Origin of the sequence: Odoribacter sp. AF15-53 (assembly GCF_003479425.1) — a bacterium.
GTDB lineage: Bacteria > Bacteroidota > Bacteroidia > Bacteroidales > Marinifilaceae > Butyricimonas.
Window position 1 is genome coordinate 251,893 of sequence record NZ_QUHC01000003.1, and the last position, 18,828, is coordinate 270,720.

The 18,828-nt window shown below is 43.2% G+C and carries 14 protein-coding genes, 1 tRNA gene and 1 pseudogene; 6 read left to right on the plus strand and 10 right to left on the minus strand.

Annotation, left to right across the window (positions count from 1 at the left end):
• The first annotated feature begins 3 nt into the window (after positions 1–3).
• The 5 genes and pseudogenes from DWW52_RS09150 to DWW52_RS21250 all read left to right on the plus strand — a co-directional run.
• Positions 4–714 (plus strand): DUF4843 domain-containing protein, encoded by a 711-nt coding sequence (locus DWW52_RS09150; protein WP_118715182.1) that lies wholly within the window; start codon positions 4–6, stop codon positions 712–714.
• Between the two features lie 34 nt (positions 715–748).
• Positions 749–2,224, plus strand: a complete 1,476-nt coding sequence (locus DWW52_RS09155) for a PKD-like family lipoprotein (RefSeq protein ID WP_118715183.1) — start codon at positions 749–751, stop codon at positions 2,222–2,224.
• Positions 2,225–2,235: 11 nt separating this feature from the next.
• The gene (locus tag DWW52_RS09160) at positions 2,236–4,635 is read left to right on the plus strand and encodes a TlpA family protein disulfide reductase (protein ID WP_118715184.1); all 2,400 of its coding nucleotides are present in this window, start codon (positions 2,236–2,238) and stop codon (positions 4,633–4,635) included.
• Between the two features lie 66 nt (positions 4,636–4,701).
• Positions 4,702–4,845 (plus strand): hypothetical protein, encoded by a 144-nt coding sequence (locus DWW52_RS20995; RefSeq protein WP_158582537.1) that lies wholly within the window; start codon positions 4,702–4,704, stop codon positions 4,843–4,845.
• Positions 4,846–5,215: 370 nt separating this feature from the next.
• Positions 5,216–5,492 (plus strand): annotated as a pseudogene (locus DWW52_RS21250) (BRO family protein); the annotation flags it as partial.
• Here the strand turns inward: DWW52_RS21250 and DWW52_RS21375 are convergent.
• The 4 genes from DWW52_RS21375 to DWW52_RS09185 are packed head-to-tail and all read right to left on the minus strand — an operon-like array spanning position 5,446 to position 12,004.
• Positions 5,446–6,330, minus strand: a complete 885-nt coding sequence (locus DWW52_RS21375; protein WP_118715185.1) for a TlpA disulfide reductase family protein — start codon at positions 6,328–6,330, stop codon at positions 5,446–5,448. The pseudogene DWW52_RS21250 and the gene DWW52_RS21375 sit on opposite strands and share 47 nt — an antisense overlap.
• 20 nt (positions 6,331–6,350) lie before the next feature.
• Entirely contained in the window at positions 6,351–7,286 is a 936-nt protein-coding gene (locus DWW52_RS09175) for a hypothetical protein (RefSeq protein ID WP_148315344.1), read from the minus strand.
• 9 nt (positions 7,287–7,295) lie between these two features.
• Positions 7,296–8,705 carry a RagB/SusD family nutrient uptake outer membrane protein gene (locus DWW52_RS09180; RefSeq protein ID WP_158582538.1) on the minus strand — a complete coding sequence of 470 codons (1,410 nt, stop codon included), beginning with the start codon at positions 8,703–8,705 and terminating at the stop codon, positions 7,296–7,298.
• An 8-nt stretch (positions 8,706–8,713) separates the two neighbouring features.
• Positions 8,714–12,004, minus strand: coding sequence for a TonB-dependent receptor (locus DWW52_RS09185; RefSeq protein ID WP_118715188.1), 3,291 nt, complete (start codon positions 12,002–12,004; stop codon positions 8,714–8,716).
• Positions 12,005–12,543: 539 nt separating this feature from the next.
• Between DWW52_RS09185 and DWW52_RS09190 the strand changes: the two genes are divergently transcribed.
• Positions 12,544–12,954: a helix-turn-helix domain-containing protein gene (locus DWW52_RS09190; RefSeq protein WP_118715189.1), complete on the plus strand. Its 411-nt coding sequence runs from the start codon at positions 12,544–12,546 to the stop codon at positions 12,952–12,954.
• 142 nt (positions 12,955–13,096) lie between these two features.
• Here DWW52_RS09190 and DWW52_RS09195 read toward each other — a convergent pair.
• The 6 genes from DWW52_RS09195 to DWW52_RS09220 all read right to left on the minus strand — a co-directional run bounded on the left by DWW52_RS09195 (position 13,097) and on the right by DWW52_RS09220 (position 18,810).
• Positions 13,097–13,169, minus strand: a tRNA-Lys gene (locus tag DWW52_RS09195).
• Between the two features lie 73 nt (positions 13,170–13,242).
• On the minus strand, positions 13,243–13,959 hold the full coding sequence (locus tag DWW52_RS09200; RefSeq protein WP_118715190.1) for a YebC/PmpR family DNA-binding transcriptional regulator: 717 nt from the start codon (positions 13,957–13,959) through the stop codon (positions 13,243–13,245).
• Between the two features lie 102 nt (positions 13,960–14,061).
• Positions 14,062–15,333, minus strand: a complete 1,272-nt coding sequence (locus DWW52_RS09205; protein WP_118715191.1) for a FimB/Mfa2 family fimbrial subunit — start codon at positions 15,331–15,333, stop codon at positions 14,062–14,064.
• Between the two features lie 113 nt (positions 15,334–15,446).
• Positions 15,447–16,361, minus strand: a complete 915-nt coding sequence (locus DWW52_RS09210; protein WP_118715193.1) for a glutaminase — start codon at positions 16,359–16,361, stop codon at positions 15,447–15,449.
• Between the two features lie 47 nt (positions 16,362–16,408).
• On the minus strand, positions 16,409–17,725 hold the full coding sequence (locus DWW52_RS09215) for a hypothetical protein (protein WP_148315345.1): 1,317 nt from the start codon (positions 17,723–17,725) through the stop codon (positions 16,409–16,411).
• Between the two features lie 299 nt (positions 17,726–18,024).
• Complete coding sequence (locus tag DWW52_RS09220; protein WP_118715197.1) at positions 18,025–18,810, minus strand: bifunctional 2-polyprenyl-6-hydroxyphenol methylase/3-demethylubiquinol 3-O-methyltransferase UbiG; 786 nt, start codon at positions 18,808–18,810, stop codon at positions 18,025–18,027.
• Positions 18,811–18,828 lie beyond the last annotated feature (18 nt).

Below are 18,828 nucleotides of genomic sequence, written 5' to 3' on the forward strand. Positions count from 1 at the left end.
GTTATGAAAAAATTATATTATATTTTCTTATTGTTGATTGCCTTTGGAAGTTGTAAGGATAACGCGGACTATCCTTTCACGGGGAAGGATGCGGTTTATTTCCAGTTGCAGGCGGAAAGTTATTATTGGACAAAGACTTTGGACAGTATCGTTTATTCTTTTGCCGGTAAGGGGGTTGATCAGGATACCTTGTGGGTGCGGGTGAATTTGGCCGGGGAAGCCGCACGGGAAGGCCGTCCGGTGATCGTGGTGGTGGATGAGGAAAAGACGACAGCGGAAGTGGGTTTACATTACGAGGCTTTGAAAGCGGAGTACGAGTTGCCCGGTGATTCGGTATACGTGAATATTCCCGTGATTATTTATAATAAGGACGAGGCATTGGAAAACAAACAGGTGGTCATCACGCTTAGCTTGAAACCTTCGGAGGCGCTGGAATTGGGGATTACCGAGCGTTTGAGTTGCCGGTTGCTTGTTTCCAACATGTTGGGTAAGCCGACTTACTGGGAACAGACCATCAAGTATGATTTCGGGGTTTATTCCCGGCGGAAACACGAGTTGTGCATGATTGAATTGAAACGGGATTTCCCGGTGGAATCGAGCGAGTATTCCGATCAGCGTTCGATGTGGCAAGTGTACGGGGCTTATATGAGTGATTATTTTAAGGATAATTATCCGGTAAAAGATGAGAATAACGCTGTTATAGAGCCTTGGTGATTTATTGTGTAACTTAGTAAATATGAAAGTATAAATGAAAAGAATATATTGTTTGTTAGGGTTTATTGCCTGTGTCTTTTACGCTTGCCTGGAGGATAAAGGGAATGATATATATAGGGAATTGAACGATGTTACTATCGAGAGGATCAGGGATACGACGGTAGAACAATTCACGCGCTTGCAGGTTACACCGAAGATTACGGTGCGTGACGGAGATTTTAACCCGGAGAATTACACTTATTTGTGGCACATGTATATTACTTATGGTGCCGGTAATCCCACGAGTTCTGATACACTCTCTTTCGAGAAGGATTTGGATGTGGAAGTCACGAGTATACCGGGGGAATATTCGCTTATTTTCGAGATGACGGATAAGAAAACGGGAATACAGTATGTTTCTGACAGATGGGCGCAGGTTACGGTGGTTAATTCTTATTCAAAGGGGATGATGGCCTTGAGTAACGTGAACGGGGAGGCTAACGTGACCTTCGTGAATGTTGTCGGTTCGGTGGTAGAGGATGCCTATCGGAAAGTGAATGGGGAAGTCGCCGGAAAGAATCCGACGGGGGTCCGTTATATAACAAGTATGATCTCGGGAGCGGAAAAGATGGTGGTGATCATGACGGATGACGAGCGGGGCGGAGTTGTGGTAAAACCGTTGGATATGTCGTATGTGATGGATTTTAAAGATATGTTTTATTTCCAGCCGGCGGTTGTGAAGCCACAGTCTTTCGGTACGCATAGTATTACTCTTTATGAGTACGTGAATAATAATGGAATCATTTACCGGAGAGGGAATCGGGAAAACGGTTATCCGAAATACGGGGTTGCCGTGAAGGGAGATTACGAGAAGATCGCCCCGTTTGATTTCTTTTTTTCAATGGTTAATTACAGGGCTTATTTTTATGATCAGGGGAAAGAGCGTTTTATTTCCATGAAATGCCCCTTGCAGTATGATGAAATTATTACTTTGCCGGATGACCTGACCGGGGAGTTTAATCCGAATAGTGTGGGTATGCAGATGGTGTGGGGTGGATTGTTCGGTAACGAGTATTCTATGAGTAACGGACGAGCCGTGATGATTGACGACGCGGGCGAGCATTACATGCTCTCTTTCGAGGTGGGTAAGGATAAGGACGACAACCCGCAGTTTTCTCCCAAGAGGAAGAGACAGTTGTCTCACCCGGGAGGTAAGGAAGCACGTACTTTCACGACCTCCCAGAAGGCTAATTTCCTGTATTACGGTTATGCCGGGAAGATTGCTTGCGTTAGTTTCGACACGGGAAATTTGTTGATGGAATATGAAGTAGGGGGAGGAAATGTCGATTATATCGAATGCGACCAGGTCGGGAATACCAACCAGATGTGGGTTGGTGTCAGTGACGGTTCGGGAGCCAAAAACTCGGGTTCTATCGTGGTGTTGGAGATGAGCACGGATGGTTCGCTGAAGGAGGTTGCCCGGTACAAGAATGTATGTGGGAAAGTGGTCGATTTCGAGTATAAAAAATAATCATTAAAGAGATGAAATATAAATTGATATTATGGGCCGCACTGTTGTGCGGTTCCTTATTTCGGGTGAATGCCCAAGGGGTGGATTTTCGCGATCTGACATTCCAACAAGCGTTGGAACAAGCCCGGAAGGAGAATAAACTGGTGTTTATGGATTGCTATACCAGTTGGTGCGGGCCTTGTAAGAATATGTTGAATAACGTGTTTACTTTGCCCGAGGCAGGAGAGTTTATGAACGCGGCTTTTGTCTGCGTGAAGTTCGATATGGAAAAAGGGGAGGGGATAGAGTTGCGAAAACAATTTCAGGTGCGGGCTTACCCGACATTTTTTATGATTCGTCCGGACGGAACCGTACAACATCGGTTGGTTGGAGGTAGTCCGTGGGAACGTTTCCGAGAACGGCTGGCGAGAGGATTGAATGAAAAGACTTCTTATTATTATCTGGATGAGTGTTATCGGAAGGGGAAACTTTCACCCAAACAATATTCGCAGTACGTGCAGGCCTTGAAAGATGCCGGTGACGGTAAGCGGGTTGAAGGTGTTTGTCTGGAAATTTTCGGGAAATTAAGCGATAAAGCAAAATGTCGTGAAGAGAACTGGTTTTTATTCGAGCAGGATATGAAGCCGGCAGATATTCGTTTCGAATATTTGATTGATCACAAGGATGATTTCGATCGGAACGTGGGGAGAGAGGTCGTGGATGGGAAAATTAATTCGGTTTATTCGGAAGAGTTGGCCCGTTTGAACAGTTCCAAAGAAAAAGAGTGGCCAGAGAGAATCGGGGGAATCGCTGTTCAGTTGAAAAAGATTGATTTTGAGGGAAAACAAAAGATCGAGAATTTACTGGATTACGAGGTCGCCTATTTGAGTAAGGATGTTGAAGGGGTGTTGAAGAGTTTAGAGGAACATGGGCGTGATTTTCCCCAATATGTTGTGATGGATTTGGTTTTCCAGTTCGGTTTTGTCCTTCGGGAAGGTACAAATGAGCAATTGGCCCGGTATATCCGGCTGGGACGTCAGAGTGAAGAACGGGCTCTTTCTCCTCAGATGGCACAGTTAACACGAGAATACATGGATCGTTATGAAAGTGAATTGAACGATCGGTTGACTTACGCGGGAATATGTGGTAAAGTGACACGGGAGAGAATGGACGAAGTGCATTTGTATAAGGTGGAGGACGGGAAGGAAAGCCTGATCGCGACCTCGAAAGTGAGCCGGGACGGTTGGTACGGGTTTACTTTCCAGCCGGAGCGGAAAGGATTCTACACGGTCGGTGGAAAAGAGAGTCTGAACCGGATACGTCTGTACATGAAACCGGGAGACCGGGGGGAAGTGAATTTCCCGGAAGATACGATCGTGATCACGGCTCGTAATACTCCCGAGAATTTGTTGTTGGCTCGTTGGGAATCCCTGATGATTCCGGTGCGTGAAAGGACAGATAATCTTAAATACGCGTTGTTCGATTACCGAGATTTTTTCCCTTATTTTATGGATTTTCTTCCCCGGGCACGGGAGTTTCAAGAAAAGATTACTTTTCAGGATGAAAATTTCAGTCGTTTAGTCCGGCAGACGGTGGATTTCGATTTGGATTATTATGCTTTCCGTATTCTGAATGCCCTGAAGGCGGGTAAAGATACTTATAAGCCGAGCCGTCCGACTCCTGCCGATTATCCGGTGTATTACAAGACGATTGTGTCCAAAAATAAGTTATCGGATGCTTCGGTATTGGAACAACCGTACGGGTATGATTATTTACAGCGGTACACGACGTTCGCGTTGGGGGGTGAACGGGTGAAAACGACTTTGCCGGAACGTTTGGAATGGTTGTCTGACGGGGCGTTGAAAGCCGAAATTATACTTTGGTATGCAGAACGTTGCAAGACTTATGACGAGTATATGGCTATTGTTCGGGAATACGGCGATTACTTGACGACGGTGAACCATCGTGAGCGAATGAATGCGGTATCGGCCAAATTATACCAGGGGAAACAAGGAGAAAAGGCGGCTGATTTCACCTATCCCGACCGGAATGGTAAAATGGTTTCTTTGTCCGATTTTCACGGGAAAGTAGTGGTGGTGGATGTTTGGGCTACTTGGTGCGGACCTTGCAGGAAAGAGGTGCCCTATTTGGTGAAACTGGAAAAGGAAATGGAAGGAAAAGATGTCGTCTTTATCGGGGTTTCCGTGGATGAGAAAAAAGACTACCAAAAGTGGCTCGACGTGCTGGATCAGGAAGGTCTGGCGGGAGTACAATTGTTTGCCGGAGGTTGGGCTCAGATCGTGAAAGATTATAAAATTAAGGGAATCCCTCGTTTCATGGTATTCGATCGGGAAGGGAAAGTGGTGACCATTAATGCTCCTCGTCCCTCGGACCCGGAATTGAAAAAGTTGCTGTTGAAGTTGTTGAAATAAGAAAACAAGGCCGCTAAAAGTCGGTTTTGTGAGAAATAACTACCCCCTCCCGCATCCCCCCTTTACATGGAAGAAGTGTTGATTGCCATGTGGTTCTTCTGCCTGCGAGAGGAGGAGGCAGGGGGTAGTTATTCAAAAAGTTATTTGTCCAATTTTCTGGGTTCTCTTCAGCAGGGGAATGTGCCTGTAAATCAGTATAAAAACAGGTGATTGTCATGGAGAGTTACTATTTTATTAGATCATTAATAGTTAATCACTACTTATTAAATACCGTCATGAACCCTATACGAACCCTATAGTAACCTTATATGAACCCTATTATAATAAGGTTTATAAAAGATTCATATTAGATTTCTAAAAGATTATTATCGCTATTAATCAGTAACTCATCAAGTATTCACGATGCAATCATGTATTATATCAATAGGAAATTTCCTGTAATGATGTATGTGCAATCAATAAATTATCAATTAGTTAACATCAGTTTGATGATTTTTTTGCATAAAGTAAGTTATCTGCACCTACGAGCTTTGAAGATGCAAAAGTCCGGGTGGCGTGAGATCGTGAAGCTGAGAAATAGTATATATCGGTTATTGACGTGATTCAAGTTTTAACAGGTAATGAACGTCCCCGGAAGTATTGGGATGATTTAAAACGTAAGCTGAAAAAGGAGGGGAGTCAACTGTCCGAAAAAATCGGACAGTTGAAAATGCTGGCAGAGGATGGGAAGATGAGGTTGACGGATGTCCGCTGATATTGAGCAATTATTCCGTTTGATTCAATCCAACCCCTCCCCCAAAGCTGAACCGTTTAAAATGTGGTTGGCGGAAGTAGCTTCGTGTAGAATGTCAAGTGTTTAGTTTTGTGAGAATGAAGATATTTATCAATTTCCTGTTCTAAACTGCCTAGTTGGTGAAAACCGCTATTAATGATGATTCCATTCCGGTCAATCAACACTTTGTGCGGAATTCCCCGGATAGCGTACCAAAGGGCAACAGGGTCTTTCCAGCCTAATAGATTACTCCCGTCTATCCAAGGAATTTTTTCTTCCTCGTAGGCTTTCTCCCAAGCTTTTTCATTATCATCCAGCGATATACTGACAACTTCGAGGCCTTTTTCGTGATAGTCTGTATATATCTTTTTAATAGAGGGCATGGTTGCCCGGCAGGCTCCACACCAAGAAGCCCAAAAGTCGATAAGAACGAGTTTGTGTTTTTTGTACACATCTGATAATTTGATCGTTTTACCATCGTGTCCTTTTATCTCGAAATCAATACATTTTTGGCCGGGAACATTCATTCTTGCGTATTTGATAAATTCGAAATTACGTTGACAAGCTTCTGTTTGCTGTACTCGGGGAGAAAATAGCTTCAACTCGGCTTCAAATTCGTCCAAGGATAAGAAATTACGTACGTAAATATCCAGTACTTTCAAGAATCGTTCGTCATCTCTATTGTTCCGGAGGGCAGTTTTGGCAAACTCGACCTTTTCTTTTACCAGTACCTGATGTTTTTTATAAACGCTATCTTTGTACTCTTGGGTAAAATCATTCTTACCCCATATCACTTTTCGATACTCGTTTTCTTGTTTCTCGATCAGGGACATTTCTTTCTTGAACTCCTCGTATCTATCCTGTGCGAATAAGCTGATGCAAGGGCAAAATAAGAGAATAATGACTATAAATATGTTTCTCATGATGTTATATGATCAAATCGTTATTGTTTTTTAGCTACTGCCTGGAACTTACACTGAATTGTCGGGTAGATTAAAGATGATATTTTCACGTTCAAGATACCCCGTCTTCCATCCTGATTCTCGAAACCGATGACACTTCCCGTTGTTACCTCTACTTTGTCCAGTGGATTTGAGAAATCCATTCGTTCCAGTTCTGTATCCCCGACAAGGTTAAAATTAACATCGTCTAATTGTATGAATTTCGTGGTTCTCATGGTTGAGGCGTCATAATCCATGCCGTCCGCTACAAATAATACTTGTGTTTCTTTGTTGGCCGGGTTTAAGAAATAATGTTTCCCGTCGCTCGCTGTGTAGGCTGCGACATCTATTTCATCTTTGTTTTTCACGTAACTACTGTTCGAATAAGCCTTGTATTTTGCGGGATTAAAAAACATGCTTCCCTGTGTTTTCCCGGCAAGCTTGTACAGCCATAACCAACTCGTGTTCCGAACATAATTCACGATTTTAAAACAGGATTTTATACTTCCGGATTTTCCCTTGTCATTATACGCTTTGAAAGTCATGCTGAGTACTTCGCCCACGATGTTCTTATCATTGGGGACGATGACGGGATAAATCAACATCACGGAGGAAACGGGACGGGACAGTTTTCCCTCTTCGTCTAGCGTCAATGCTAACGTCTCGTCAACTAAGGCAAACCGGATAGAATCTTTTAGCTCGTTGAAATCATGACTTTTCTCCACTATTTCAATGCGGCGTAGAGCGGCCCCGTTGGTTGAGGCTATAAATTTGAAACTTATCGTGTCTCCCGGTAAGGCGACCACGGTGTCTACCGTTTCCATTAACGCCATATTTACCCCATCGGAGGGTTCCAGCACATCGTTGAGGGAACAGGCCGCAAACAAGGATATTATAACTGATACCCACAATCCATTTTTCAATATATTCGTTTTCATCATATTTAATTATAAAGGTTTTTGCTCTACTACAAAATTGTGTTCCAGTTCAGCCTTGGGAATGGGGAAACACAACTGATCATCGTTCTCGAAGTTCGGATTCATCTCCTTTAATTTCCGGTTACCTCCGTCCGCGTATCTCACGGTAAGGTAAAATATAGCCCCGTTTTCCATCCCGATTTCCCGTATATTCTCCCGGAATATTTCTTCCAGTACTTCCGAATGAGAATTGTAGTTGGCAACATCAAATGTTGTATTACCGGAACGATTCCGCAAGACGTTCAACACGTCCAGACAATCTTTCAGGGGTGCGTTCGTGCGAGCCATGGCTTCTGCCTTGATCAGGTACATCTGGGCTACCCGCATGTAGTACATCGGGCAATCGCCGGAAGTAACGTAATGCTTTTTCCATACCAGCGTCTTTCGTGCCGCCGTTCCGTTGCCGAGCATGACGGAGTCGAAGGTCTCCTCGTAACGTTTATCTTCTTTCGTCAGAATCTCGAAATACATGTCTGTCGGTTTATAGGTTGCACCGCCGAACATCTTGAAGAGGCTCCCCACGTTATCATCCATTGTAGGAGGTGTCTTGATATGTCTCGTGAACATCAACTCTTTTGAATCGTACCCTTTGGTAAAGATATCACCATATTTGTCTTCCAGCCCGAATTCATCACTACCGATCACCTCGTTTGCCAACTGAATCGCTTCCGTGTAATCTCCTTCCTCCCCGCGGTTCATCAATATATCTGCTTTGAAAGCTTTGGCGGTTGTTGCGCAGGTGCGATATTTGGAATAAAACCGGGGACCGTATTTGATGGCGTAATCCAAGTCTTCGAATATCTTCTCGTAACTCTCCTTCACGGAACTACGCCCCATGCTATTATTCGAAATCGAGGAGGGTTCCAGACGAATAATGGGGCCTAGAGGGCTATTTATATCCCAGAAATAACCGTATCTCCTTAGCAGGAAAGCGTGTCCGAACGCACGGGCGAACTTTGCTTCTGCTAGCATTTCTGTCTTCCGGTTTTCTCCAAACAGGTTTTCGGATAATTTTTCCACGTAGTAAATGAAGTTATTAGCCGCGTTTACCATTTTGTAAGCTGTTTCCCAAGGTTCGGCAACGTACGAGTATTCTTCTGTCAATTTGAAGCCTAACAGGCCGTCTGTCTCGAATGTTCCCCGGTAAGTCCCGTTTAACAGGCCTGTGCGGTATTCGTTATCACAGATGTAATACGCGCTCATCGTTCCGTATCCTTGTAAATTCGAGAAGATGCCATTTAATGCCGTTTCTGCGGATGTCTCGTTCGTGATTGCGTTTTCCCCGACCAGATCATGAGGGGGAAGTTCGTCGTCGAACATGCTGTCACATCCTGTTATTGAAAAAAGAAACAATAAGCTGTATATAAATATCTTGTTCATAATCAAAATCATTTAATGGTTACTTTCACTCCGAAATTGAATGTTCTGGTTTTGGGATAAGCTTCCGTGTCGATAGAGGCTCCTTGAATCGCGTCACTACTCCACGATTCGGGAGAAGGGCCGGGGTAAGACGTGAAAGTACACACGTTGTTTGCGGAAGCGAAAACGCTGATGTTGCCGAATATCTTTGTCTTGTCCACGATATGCTTGGGGAACCTGTATTCCAGATTGACATTTTGTATTTTCAGGTACGAGGCGTTATAAACGGAGAAGTCTGTAAAATCGTTGTTGTAGAAATCCAGACGCACGCACGGGTAGTTACTGTCCGGGTTTTCCGGGGTCCAGCGTTTTAGCGCGACATCCAACACGTTCGCCGTTCCCGTGGAAGCGAAATTGAATTGATTGGCTTCTGCCGTCCAGGCTTTTTGAGCCCCATAACTAAATGTACCTTGCATGCTTAGAGTGAGACCTTTCCAACTTAAACGGGTATTGAACCCGCCCTCGAAATCCGGGCGGGAACATCCTAGCACGATTTTGTCTTCATGGTTACCATATACTTTATTAACCCTGCCGTCACCATCCTGATCGACAAATTTTAAATCCCCGGGTATGGTTTTGCGGTAAGAATATTGTTCCTGATACTGGTAGTCCGGGTTCAGGGATTCGTAGTAATCAATTTCCTCCTGAGAACGGAAAACACCATCTGTTTCAAAACCGTAGATCAGTCCTAGTGATTCGCCTTCTCGGATAACCGTGTTTGTCAGGTAGGTCTGTCCCGGGGCCGAGATATATTCCGCATCAAGCCCGGTAATTTTATTCTTGTTTTTCCCGATATTAAAACCGAAAGACCAGTTCCAGTCTTTGTTCTGGATGATCGTGGCAGAGATATCGAATTCGATTCCTTTGTTCTCGATGTTGGCGAAATTCACGCTGGTTGATCCCATTCCTGTACTCAATGCCATGGTGAAAGGATATAACAATCCTTTCGTGGTTTTCTTGTAAACGCCCAAAGAACCTCTTATCCTCTGATTTTTCAGGAAGCCGAAATCCAATCCCAGATCATATTGTTGGGTGGATTCCCATTTCAATTCGTTGTTACCGATCTGACTCGGTATCGTTGCCGGCATGTTTTGATAATCTGTCGATGAATACAGGGTTCTCCACCCGTATTCGCCAACCCACCCGTTACCGGTTTTTCCCCATCCTGCACGGATTTTCAGGAAAGATAGCCACCGGGAATTTTTCATGAAGTTTTCTTCGGAAACGATCCAGGCCGCGGCAAATGACGGGAATGTACCCCACCTGTATTTCGGGGAGAATTTGGAGGAACCGTCCGAACGTATTGTCCCGGTCAGTAAATAACGATCCATGAATTTATACTCGATCCTTCCCACGAAAGATAGTAATACCGATCCGCTGGCACTACCGGACACGGCCCCGTATTTGTACGGGTTAGCTCCCTGCCATATTGCATTCTGCACGTAGTCGTCCGGAAAATCGGTCATTGACAATGTGTAGTATTCCGACTCTTCATCATTATAGTTTCCTGCCAAGACGGCTGTTAACCTGTGATTTTCACCGAAACTCTTCATGTATGACAAACGAGCTTCGAATTCCTTGCTGTCTGTTTTGCTATGCGTTTTTCTCCCGTAACCTTTTTGATCTCCCCAGTAGCCACTACCTGCCTGTGTACGGCTGGACTGGTACGCGTAACGCTCTCCTTTTCGTGTTTGATACGTGTATTGGGTTATCAGGGTTAATTCAGGCAAAATCCGGAATTCCAGGTTTCCCGTGAGTCGTACATTATGATCTTCGCTTTCCGTCGTGTTTTCTTCCATTTCTATGATTGGATTCACGACATAATAGGTCCGTCCGGAATAAAGGTATGAATGTAAATACAGGGAACCGTCGTCATTGTAAGCTTTTATATCGGGGCGGGCTTTCGCCGCGGAGGACAGGCCCGCGTTATTACTTAACCGGTCGGACAGGGTCCCGGAAACTTTCACGGAAGCTTTTATCCATTTGTTAATGTCCGCGTTAAAACCGATATCATACGTATACCTCTCGTAATTTGTCCCTTTAACTTGCCCTAATTCATCCGTGTAGCCTAAAGAAGCATTATATCCGAAAGAGCTACCCCCACCGCGGACAGAAATTTTATGTTGCTGTTTGGAGCCGTCCCGCATGATATATTTCATCCACGGGGTGTTTGCCTCCCCGAAGAAATCCGATGCGGCAAAAGTCGAGTATTTAGAGTATTTGGTGATATCGTCATACCCCTCCGCTTTCGCCCCGTTGCGAACGGCTTCCATGACCAACATTTTGAATTCATCCGTGGTCAATGTATTTACATCCGAAACAAGGCTCGTTATACTGTAATCATAGCTATAATTGATTACCGGTTTTTGATTACGTCCTCCTCCTTTCGTCATGATCATGATGACTCCAGCTGCTGCTCTCGAACCGTATATTGCCGCTGAAGAAGCTCCTTTCAAAATGTCAATACTCTGGATATCATCGGGATTCAACTCGTTGATGTCGAAATCACTTGTCATCGGGACGTTATCAACCACGATTAGAGGAGAGGTAGCCCCGCTTAAGGAAGGAACACCCCGAATTTCTAACCGGGCAGGGCTACCGGGAGCCCCGTCTCCCGCCAAGATGCTCAGACCGGGAATCTGTCCCTGCATCATGTGGGCCACGCTTGTTGCTGTTGATTCTTCGATAATGCGGGAATCAAAGCTTGCCACGGAGCCGGTTAGATCTTTTTTCGTCGTTGTTCCGTACCCGATAACGACTACTTCCTCCACCTCGCTCACGTCTTCTTCCAGCACAACATTCAACGTTTGTTGGCCTGTCCATTTTATTTCTTTCGTTTTCATTCCTATGAATGAAAATTGTAGCACTAGGGAATCTTGTTTTTCCACGTTCATCGTGTATTCGCCTTTTACATCCGTGGATACACCAATTGTAGTACCCTTGATCAAGATCGTAACTCCCGGTAGAGGGGTTCCCTTCTTGTCTTTCACGTTACCCCGGATGACAATCATCTCTTTTTCCGTGTCATTCACCGACGTTTCAGACATGGAAAATCTTTTCTCGTTGGTTACCTCGCTTTTCGTGACATGCTCTTTCATTTCCACGTGGTGTTTCGTGGGAGCGGCATTCGACAATAAAGGTAAACAACATAAGAATGGTAATACGATAAGTCCCCATGCCTTTTGTCTCTGGGGTGATTTCGTTTTCACGGATGCGAGTACTCTCTTTTTCCTCGCTTTTGTTTGTGGATTTTTTTTCATACTTTTGATTGTTGATTGATTAATAGGAATGTGAATTAATTAACGTCAGGGAGTGTATTCTTAGTGTCTGAAGCCAGAATGCACTTCCGTTTTTATTTTTCCTTGTTTTATACACGAAATCGGGAATCCTAGACTCAATTGTATGTATAACTTCGATTATATTGATGCAATTGCAAAATGATTTAGATATTTTATTTGGGAACAGGTTTCAGGATATCCGCTATAATCTGATGAGGCTTATTTCTTGATAAGGGTAATACATTCTGTTTCATAATTGTTTCGTTAAATGGTTAAAGAAAATACATTTTATTCCACTCTTATTCACAATATTAGCAATACAGGTGCCTTTTTAAAAGGCATAACTTCCCTTCTGGCATTTCTGCCTCTCCATAAAATTTTCGTTTGTTTTTTGCACGTGCGAACGTGATTAACTGGACGATCCCCTCTACATAATTCAATAATGCAAATATAGGGTACAGTTATTACTATTCCAAGTTTTAAGTGAAAAATCTTTTCTTTATCATTAAAATCTTTTCAAAATGATAGCTACAAAGGAACCTAAAAAGACTGAAATCGAGTTGTTTATAATTAAGAAAGTAAGGGAGTTAAGGGAAGCAAGGAATGTTGGTCAAAAGAAATTGTCGCTTGAATTGAAATTATCAATCTCTTACGTGGGACAAGCAGAAGATATTTATAATGACGTAAAATATAATCTTAATCATCTGAATGAGATAGCTAGATATTTTAATGTTCCTTTTTCCTATTTCTTTCCCGAAACTCATCTTGAAAAAGATTGCATCGAGGAGTATTTGGAAAAACATCCTAAAGTAAAAGCTAGGTACGAGCAGACAATGAAAAGGTATGAAGAGAAAGCACTAAAGAAAGCAGAAGAACAAGAAAAAATGAAAAAGGGGAGAACTGCGACAAAAGGAAAAACTAAAAAGAAGTAATTTTCTTGCAGCCTCCATAAGATACGAATGTTTCCTGTTATTTAGGAGAGAGATTTGCGATGATTTTTTTCCTATTTTAGGAAATATTCTATTTTTACCCCAAAAAGAAAGCCACCTACTTTCGTAAGTGGCTCATTTTAGGTGACCTCGGTGGGACTCGAACCCACGGCCCATTGATTAAGAGTCAATTGCTCTACCAGCTGAGCTACGAAGTCTTCCTTGTTGCAAGTGGTTTTAACCGTTTTGCGGGTGCAAATATGCAACAATATTTTTTAATCTGCAAGAAAATTATTCTTTAATGTTGTGATAAACGTTAGTTACGTCATCATCTTCTTCTAATTTTTCCAGCAGTTTGTCGACAGTTTCTCTCTGTTCCTCGGTTAACTCTTTTGTATCAAGAGGGATACGCTCGAATTCTCCACTTACCATTTCGTAGTGGTTATCTTCGAGATATTTTTGGATGGCTCCGAATGATTCAAATGCCCCGTAAATGATCACGTGGTTTTCTTCGTCCTCGAAGATTTCGTCAGCCCCGTAATCAATCATTTCCAATTCGAATTCTTCCAAGTCAAAATTTTCCGGTCGGGTAATTTTGAACACGCATTTCCGTTCGAAAAGGAAATCCAAGCTACCCGTGGTACCGAGCGAGCCACCATATTTGGAGAAACAATGGCGTACATTGGCAACAGTCCGGGTATTGTTGTCGGTAGCAGCCTCTACAACGACAGCGATTCCGAAAGGAGCGTATCCCTCGTACACGATTTCTTTATAGTCTGAAGTATCTTTTGAAACGGCACGTTTGATCGCCCGTTCTACGTTTTCCTTCGGCATGTTTTCGGCCTTGGCATTCTGGATGAGGATACGTAGACGCGTGTTGTTTGCTGGATCCGGACCCCCGGCTTTTACGGCAATATCAATTTCTTTTCCTATTCTGGTAAACGTACGGGCCATGTTGCCCCATCTTTTTAGCTTCCGCGCTTTGCGGTATTCGAACGCTCTTCCCATATGGTGTGAATATTATATTATATATACAGTTTTGAAACGCGAATTTAGTTTTTATACTGAAAACAAAAAAGGAATTCAGTGATTTTGTGGTTGGAATGAAACTCATTCCACGAGTTCCACGCTGAAATCATCAATGTAAATTCCTTCTTCGGGGGTGATTTCTTTCCCGTATGTACGGATTTCTATTCGTAAAAGTTTGGCATCTTCCGGGGCGGTATAGATTCCGTGAAATTTGGTTTCCCAGCCGTTTGTTTGTTTTAGATAACTTTGTGCCTGGATGGCTTTATTGTTTTCGGCCGGGAGGGCGGTGCTTTTGCTTTTTCGCCAATAACAGTAGTATTTCCAGGGGAAGGAGGAGGAAGGGGCATTCACGTGCATTTTTATTTCGTAGCGTTTGCCGGGTTTGATGTCGACATCCTGGTACAAGTAGGTTTTGCCTTGCAAGAAAACAGCTTGGTTTTTGGAATGAACTTTTTCGCCCGTGATTTTTATGGCGGTACTGTCTTTCCCGTCTTTGTAAAAATGCCAGTTGTCGGGTTCTTGCTCCGGGTTGTTCCATGATTCAAAGTCTCCGTTTTGCAAGAGGTTTATCCCGTTTCCTTGGATTCCTCCTTCCGGTAGTTCCGGAAAGTTGCAATTTATTCGGGTGCTTTTGTTCGTGTCGATTGCTTCCGTGAAGGGGATAATTTTCCGTTTCGTGGTGTTTTCTGTGTGATAGGTTATGGAAAGGAGGACTTCTCCTTTTTTCGTCGGGAATGTTAGTAGTTCCGCCTGTCCTGTTTTGTTTATCGGCTTGATGATCGTGCCGGAGGAGGTCGTGTTACCTGTAAAATTGATTGCCACGGGGACGAATGATAGTTCTAAATTTACATCAGTAATGTCTTCGGGGATGGAGTTCACGGTGACTTGTAATTTTCCTACTCTTCTGAAGAGGCGGATCGGGGGAATTGTTGTTTTACTTTCGGTGATGCTGACACTTTGGAAAGCGGTTTGGAGATCGTTGGCTTCGTGGTAGGTGTTTCCATCTTGGGGTAAATGAAGGAATAGGTTTTCCAAGGATTCTCCGATTTCTGATGTGAGTGGGGTTTCGTCGGAACTATGGGTGACGAGAGCAAGTCTGTATCTGCCTAACGGAAGAAGCGCGTTGATTGAGCGCTCGTGGATGTCCTGTGAAGAGTAGGTCTCGTGACGGATAATCTGGTTGTCCCGGTCGATGGCGAATAGGTGCAGGCTAGAAATTTCGTTTGCTTCGAGAGAGTCTTGCCAAGTGTCGCTTTGGAGAGTGATCCGAACTCCCTGTCCCTCTATTGTTTTGTCTTTATGGCACGAAAAAAGAACAAGTAGTAGAACAGGCAAGAAAAAGGTCATTTTCATAGCCGTTTATTTTGTTAGTTTATACAAACGCTCTCACGCTGAAAACGGGCGTGTTTTCTCCACACTTAACAAAGTTAAGCAATAAGGTGATGAATAGCAAGAGATTTTGTCTCTTAAAAAATAGAAATCCCGATGTTTGTCGTGAAACGTTCGAGAGTTTCTATGCCCATGAACGAATTTCCGTGTTCGTTCAGTTCGGGGCTCCACACGGCGATACTGAGTTTACCCGGAATGATGGCAACGACTCCGCCACCGACACCGCTTTTCCCCGGCATCCCGACGCGGAAGGCAAATTCTCCCGATTCATCGTAGAATCCGCAGGTAAGCATCAGGGCACTGAGGCGTTTGGAACGACTCACGGTGAGGATGTCCTCGTTGTTATGCGGGTTCGTGCCGTGGTTGGCAAGGAACAGGAAAGATTTTGCCAGATCCTCGCAGGTCATGGCGATGCTGCATTGGTTACAATAGACGTCGATCAGGGAATCCACGTCGTTCTCGATGTTGCCGAAACTTTTCATGAAATGTCCCAGGGCTTGGTTGCGGCTGGCATGTTCCATTTCGGATTGGGCGACGAGTTTGTCAAAATAGATATCATCGTTACCGGCAACGCCCCGCACGAATTGCAGGATGGCTTCTTTCGGGCGGTGGTAGAGGTTCATTAATTTATCGGTGACCACGAGAGCTCCGGCGTTGATGAAGGGATTCCGCGGGATTCCGTGTTCGTGTTCCAACTGTATGAGCGAGTTGAAGGGAGTACCTGACGGTTCTCTACCCACGTATTTCCACAGTTCGCCCCCCATGTGGCGTACGACCATGGCAAGGGTGAAGACTTTCGATATACTTTGTATCGAGAATTTGGTCTGGTAATCTCCGGTACCGATGAGTTGGCCGTCTAGGGTGGCGATGGCTATTCCGTATTGTTGGGGATTAACGTTAGCCAAGGCCGGGATATAATCAGCTACTTTCCCTTTCCCGAAAAGAGGTTTAACTTCTTGATATATATTGTCAATAACTTCCTGATAATTCATCGCAATCGTTTGTTTAACGTTGCAAAGATAAAAAAGATTTTTACTATTTATTCTTTCGGTGTTTTTGTAAGTTTGTTGATAAGTTTATTTACCTGTTTTCGGGCTTTTAATCTTTTTGTGATGAGTAGTAGAAGTATGAGTAATAGAAATATTGTAATAGGGCTTATCGAGTAGTATATGGCATACCACATGTGTTGTAGGAAGGTGGTTTCTTCTATACTGGGTGTTGCGTGAATTTTATCTTGATTAAGGATTGTTTCGTTTACGATGGCTAGTAAACTAATTCCTGCCGTGATATAAGTCAGGTATTTTATCAAGTTGTCGTTATTTTCTTGATAGGAGAAGGAGAGATCTTCGGTACGTAAATCTAATTGGAATTTGATTTCTTCGAATGAACGTAATACTCCATTTTGTTGGCATACGAGAGAGAAAAGGTCATCCATCTCGGCAATCATGAGGTGGGATTCGTTTAACAAGTGGATAATTTGTTGCCGTTTCCGGTGTAGTTTGGAGATCATGTGTAATTGTTGAGAATCCGTTTTGATGGATAGTAATGAATAGGCGTAAGCTAATTCAAAATAAAGTATTTTACTTTTTTCTACACATGAAAGAATCCCGTGATCTAAACCGGCAATGCATGGATTCATGCAGAAGTAGGTGGAGTTTATTTCCGTGCAATTGGTACGGCTTTGTTGCATGCGGATGTACTGTCGACCGGCTTCACAACTATTTTTTAAATTTAATAACAAGGCATTGGAGCCGAATGCGAAGCAACTTGTGAAATTTCTGGATCCCCACCGGTTGCTCAGGCGTTGTGTAACCACTTCTGAAGGGACGTATTCAAAACCTTCATCAGAGGTTAACAAGCCGTAAAGATTGTTCCCGTATTGTTTGATTACACGATCTAAAGGACGCGTAAGGTTCTCCCCGTATATAGGTCCTATATCTTGTATTTCAATAATGGCGTAGTTAAATAAACTTGGACAAGAAAGTTTTAATTCATCAATGATAGCCATGCGCTCTTTGTCGTTGTTTATTTTCTTCTTGATTGGGAGATTGTGTTTGATCTCCATGATAAGTTCGAAGCAAAGATCTTTTAAGATTCCCCGGTAGTCATCGAGAACGATTTTGTTTTCCGGGTGGGACAATAGATAGTCTGTATCGGGATGTGGCCATTTATTGAAATTCTTGGTTTCTGGTTCGTAAAAGCGATGTTTTAAAAAAATGAGATCTTTATCTTCAATATTTTGTACGGGAATGTTAAAAACGAGATGGGCAATATTGAGATTCTTGAATATAGATAGAAATACATCTACTTCTAGTGGCGATTGGTTGTCTGCGCGTTTAATAATAAAACTTTTCACGTGATAACGTTCACAATAATAGCTGTGATCTGGTCCCGTACCGTTGTGAAATTGGTCCCCGCTTTGACAACAGGTACATAGTTCCGGTTTATTTCCTTTGGTTGTGGGAACAGGCTTCCCAAGGCAATGGGGGACGATGTCGGCAAGAGATTGGTACGAGGGTGAAGGTTGAGCGGGATGTAGGGCTTTAAGGATTTTTTGTGTGGTAATATCTTCTAATTCGGATGCGAATGTAGAAAGAAAAGAAAGAGCCCCTTTCTTTATTGTGAGTACGTTCCTGTGAAAGTCCATGAGATTTGCTAATTAATTTTGCGGAATAAAAGATACATGTCTCTACCGTGTTGAGCTTGCATTTCAGGTGATGCGTTTAGGAGGTCATCCGTGTCTGTTAGGGGGTGAATATCCGGAATATTTGCATGGAATACCTGAAAATCCAAGCGTTCCATGCCTAGTGTATTTATCGTTTTGGTAAAAGTTTCTGATTCAAAAAAATGGGCGGGGAGAATACCCGTTTGATCAATACAGCGATTAAACTCTTCTTTGGAAATAGCGATCTCTTGCAGTTGACCATTTTCCAAATAGCTTTTCGTGTAGACATCATGAGGAGCAATGGAATGACAAGTCGTGACGGCAAGTAATCCATTAGGATTTAGCAAGTTTATAAGATGTTCCAGTATGGGGAATACACTATTTGTCGGTAGATGTTGTAGAATGTGACTTGAAAGAATAAAATCAAAATTTTGTTGATCTTTTAATTCTTCTGTTTTGCAATTAAATAAAGAGGTTTTTTCCGTAAGGTTATTTTTATTAATAATGTCTTTTGCCATGTTTAGGCGATTGTTGTCGGGATCTAGTGCTATAATTTCCCTAAAATAGGGAGCGAATACCGGTAATAAGCGTCCTCCTCCACATCCGGCATCTAAAAAACGTTGCCTTCCTTTTTCCGGTAATGAACGAAGGTGATCAATAAGACGGTTTAAAATGCGATCTTCACTTTTTTGCCAGTATTGAGGATATGGCTCATGATGTTTTATGTATTGATTCGTGATTACATCATGAGTATCCGGATATTGATATGCTTTCATAACAAGAATATTAAGTTA

What these genes read in the sequence shown, in the direction of transcription:
- DWW52_RS09150 (WP_118715182.1), top strand. Translation starts at nt 4, where the DNA reads ATGAAAAAATTATATTATATTTTCTTATTGTTGATTGCCTTTGGAAGT.
- DWW52_RS09155 (WP_118715183.1), top strand. Translation starts at nt 749, where the DNA reads ATGAAAAGAATATATTGTTTGTTAGGGTTTATTGCCTGTGTCTTTTAC.
- DWW52_RS09160 (WP_118715184.1), top strand. Translation starts at nt 2,236, where the DNA reads ATGAAATATAAATTGATATTATGGGCCGCACTGTTGTGCGGTTCCTTA.
- DWW52_RS20995 (WP_158582537.1), top strand. Translation starts at nt 4,702, where the DNA reads ATGGAAGAAGTGTTGATTGCCATGTGGTTCTTCTGCCTGCGAGAGGAG.
- DWW52_RS21375 (WP_118715185.1), bottom strand. Translation starts at nt 6,330, where the DNA reads ATGAGAAACATATTTATAGTCATTATTCTCTTATTTTGCCCTTGCATC.
- DWW52_RS09175 (WP_148315344.1), bottom strand. Translation starts at nt 7,286, where the DNA reads ATGAAAACGAATATATTGAAAAATGGATTGTGGGTATCAGTTATAATA.
- DWW52_RS09180 (WP_158582538.1), bottom strand. Translation starts at nt 8,705, where the DNA reads ATGAACAAGATATTTATATACAGCTTATTGTTTCTTTTTTCAATAACA.
- DWW52_RS09185 (WP_118715188.1), bottom strand. Translation starts at nt 12,004, where the DNA reads ATGAAAAAAAATCCACAAACAAAAGCGAGGAAAAAGAGAGTACTCGCA.
- DWW52_RS09190 (WP_118715189.1), top strand. Translation starts at nt 12,544, where the DNA reads ATGATAGCTACAAAGGAACCTAAAAAGACTGAAATCGAGTTGTTTATA.
- DWW52_RS09200 (WP_118715190.1), bottom strand. Translation starts at nt 13,959, where the DNA reads ATGGGAAGAGCGTTCGAATACCGCAAAGCGCGGAAGCTAAAAAGATGG.
- DWW52_RS09205 (WP_118715191.1), bottom strand. Translation starts at nt 15,333, where the DNA reads ATGAAAATGACCTTTTTCTTGCCTGTTCTACTACTTGTTCTTTTTTCG.
- DWW52_RS09210 (WP_118715193.1), bottom strand. Translation starts at nt 16,361, where the DNA reads ATGAATTATCAGGAAGTTATTGACAATATATATCAAGAAGTTAAACCT.
- DWW52_RS09220 (WP_118715197.1), bottom strand. Translation starts at nt 18,810, where the DNA reads ATGAAAGCATATCAATATCCGGATACTCATGATGTAATCACGAATCAA.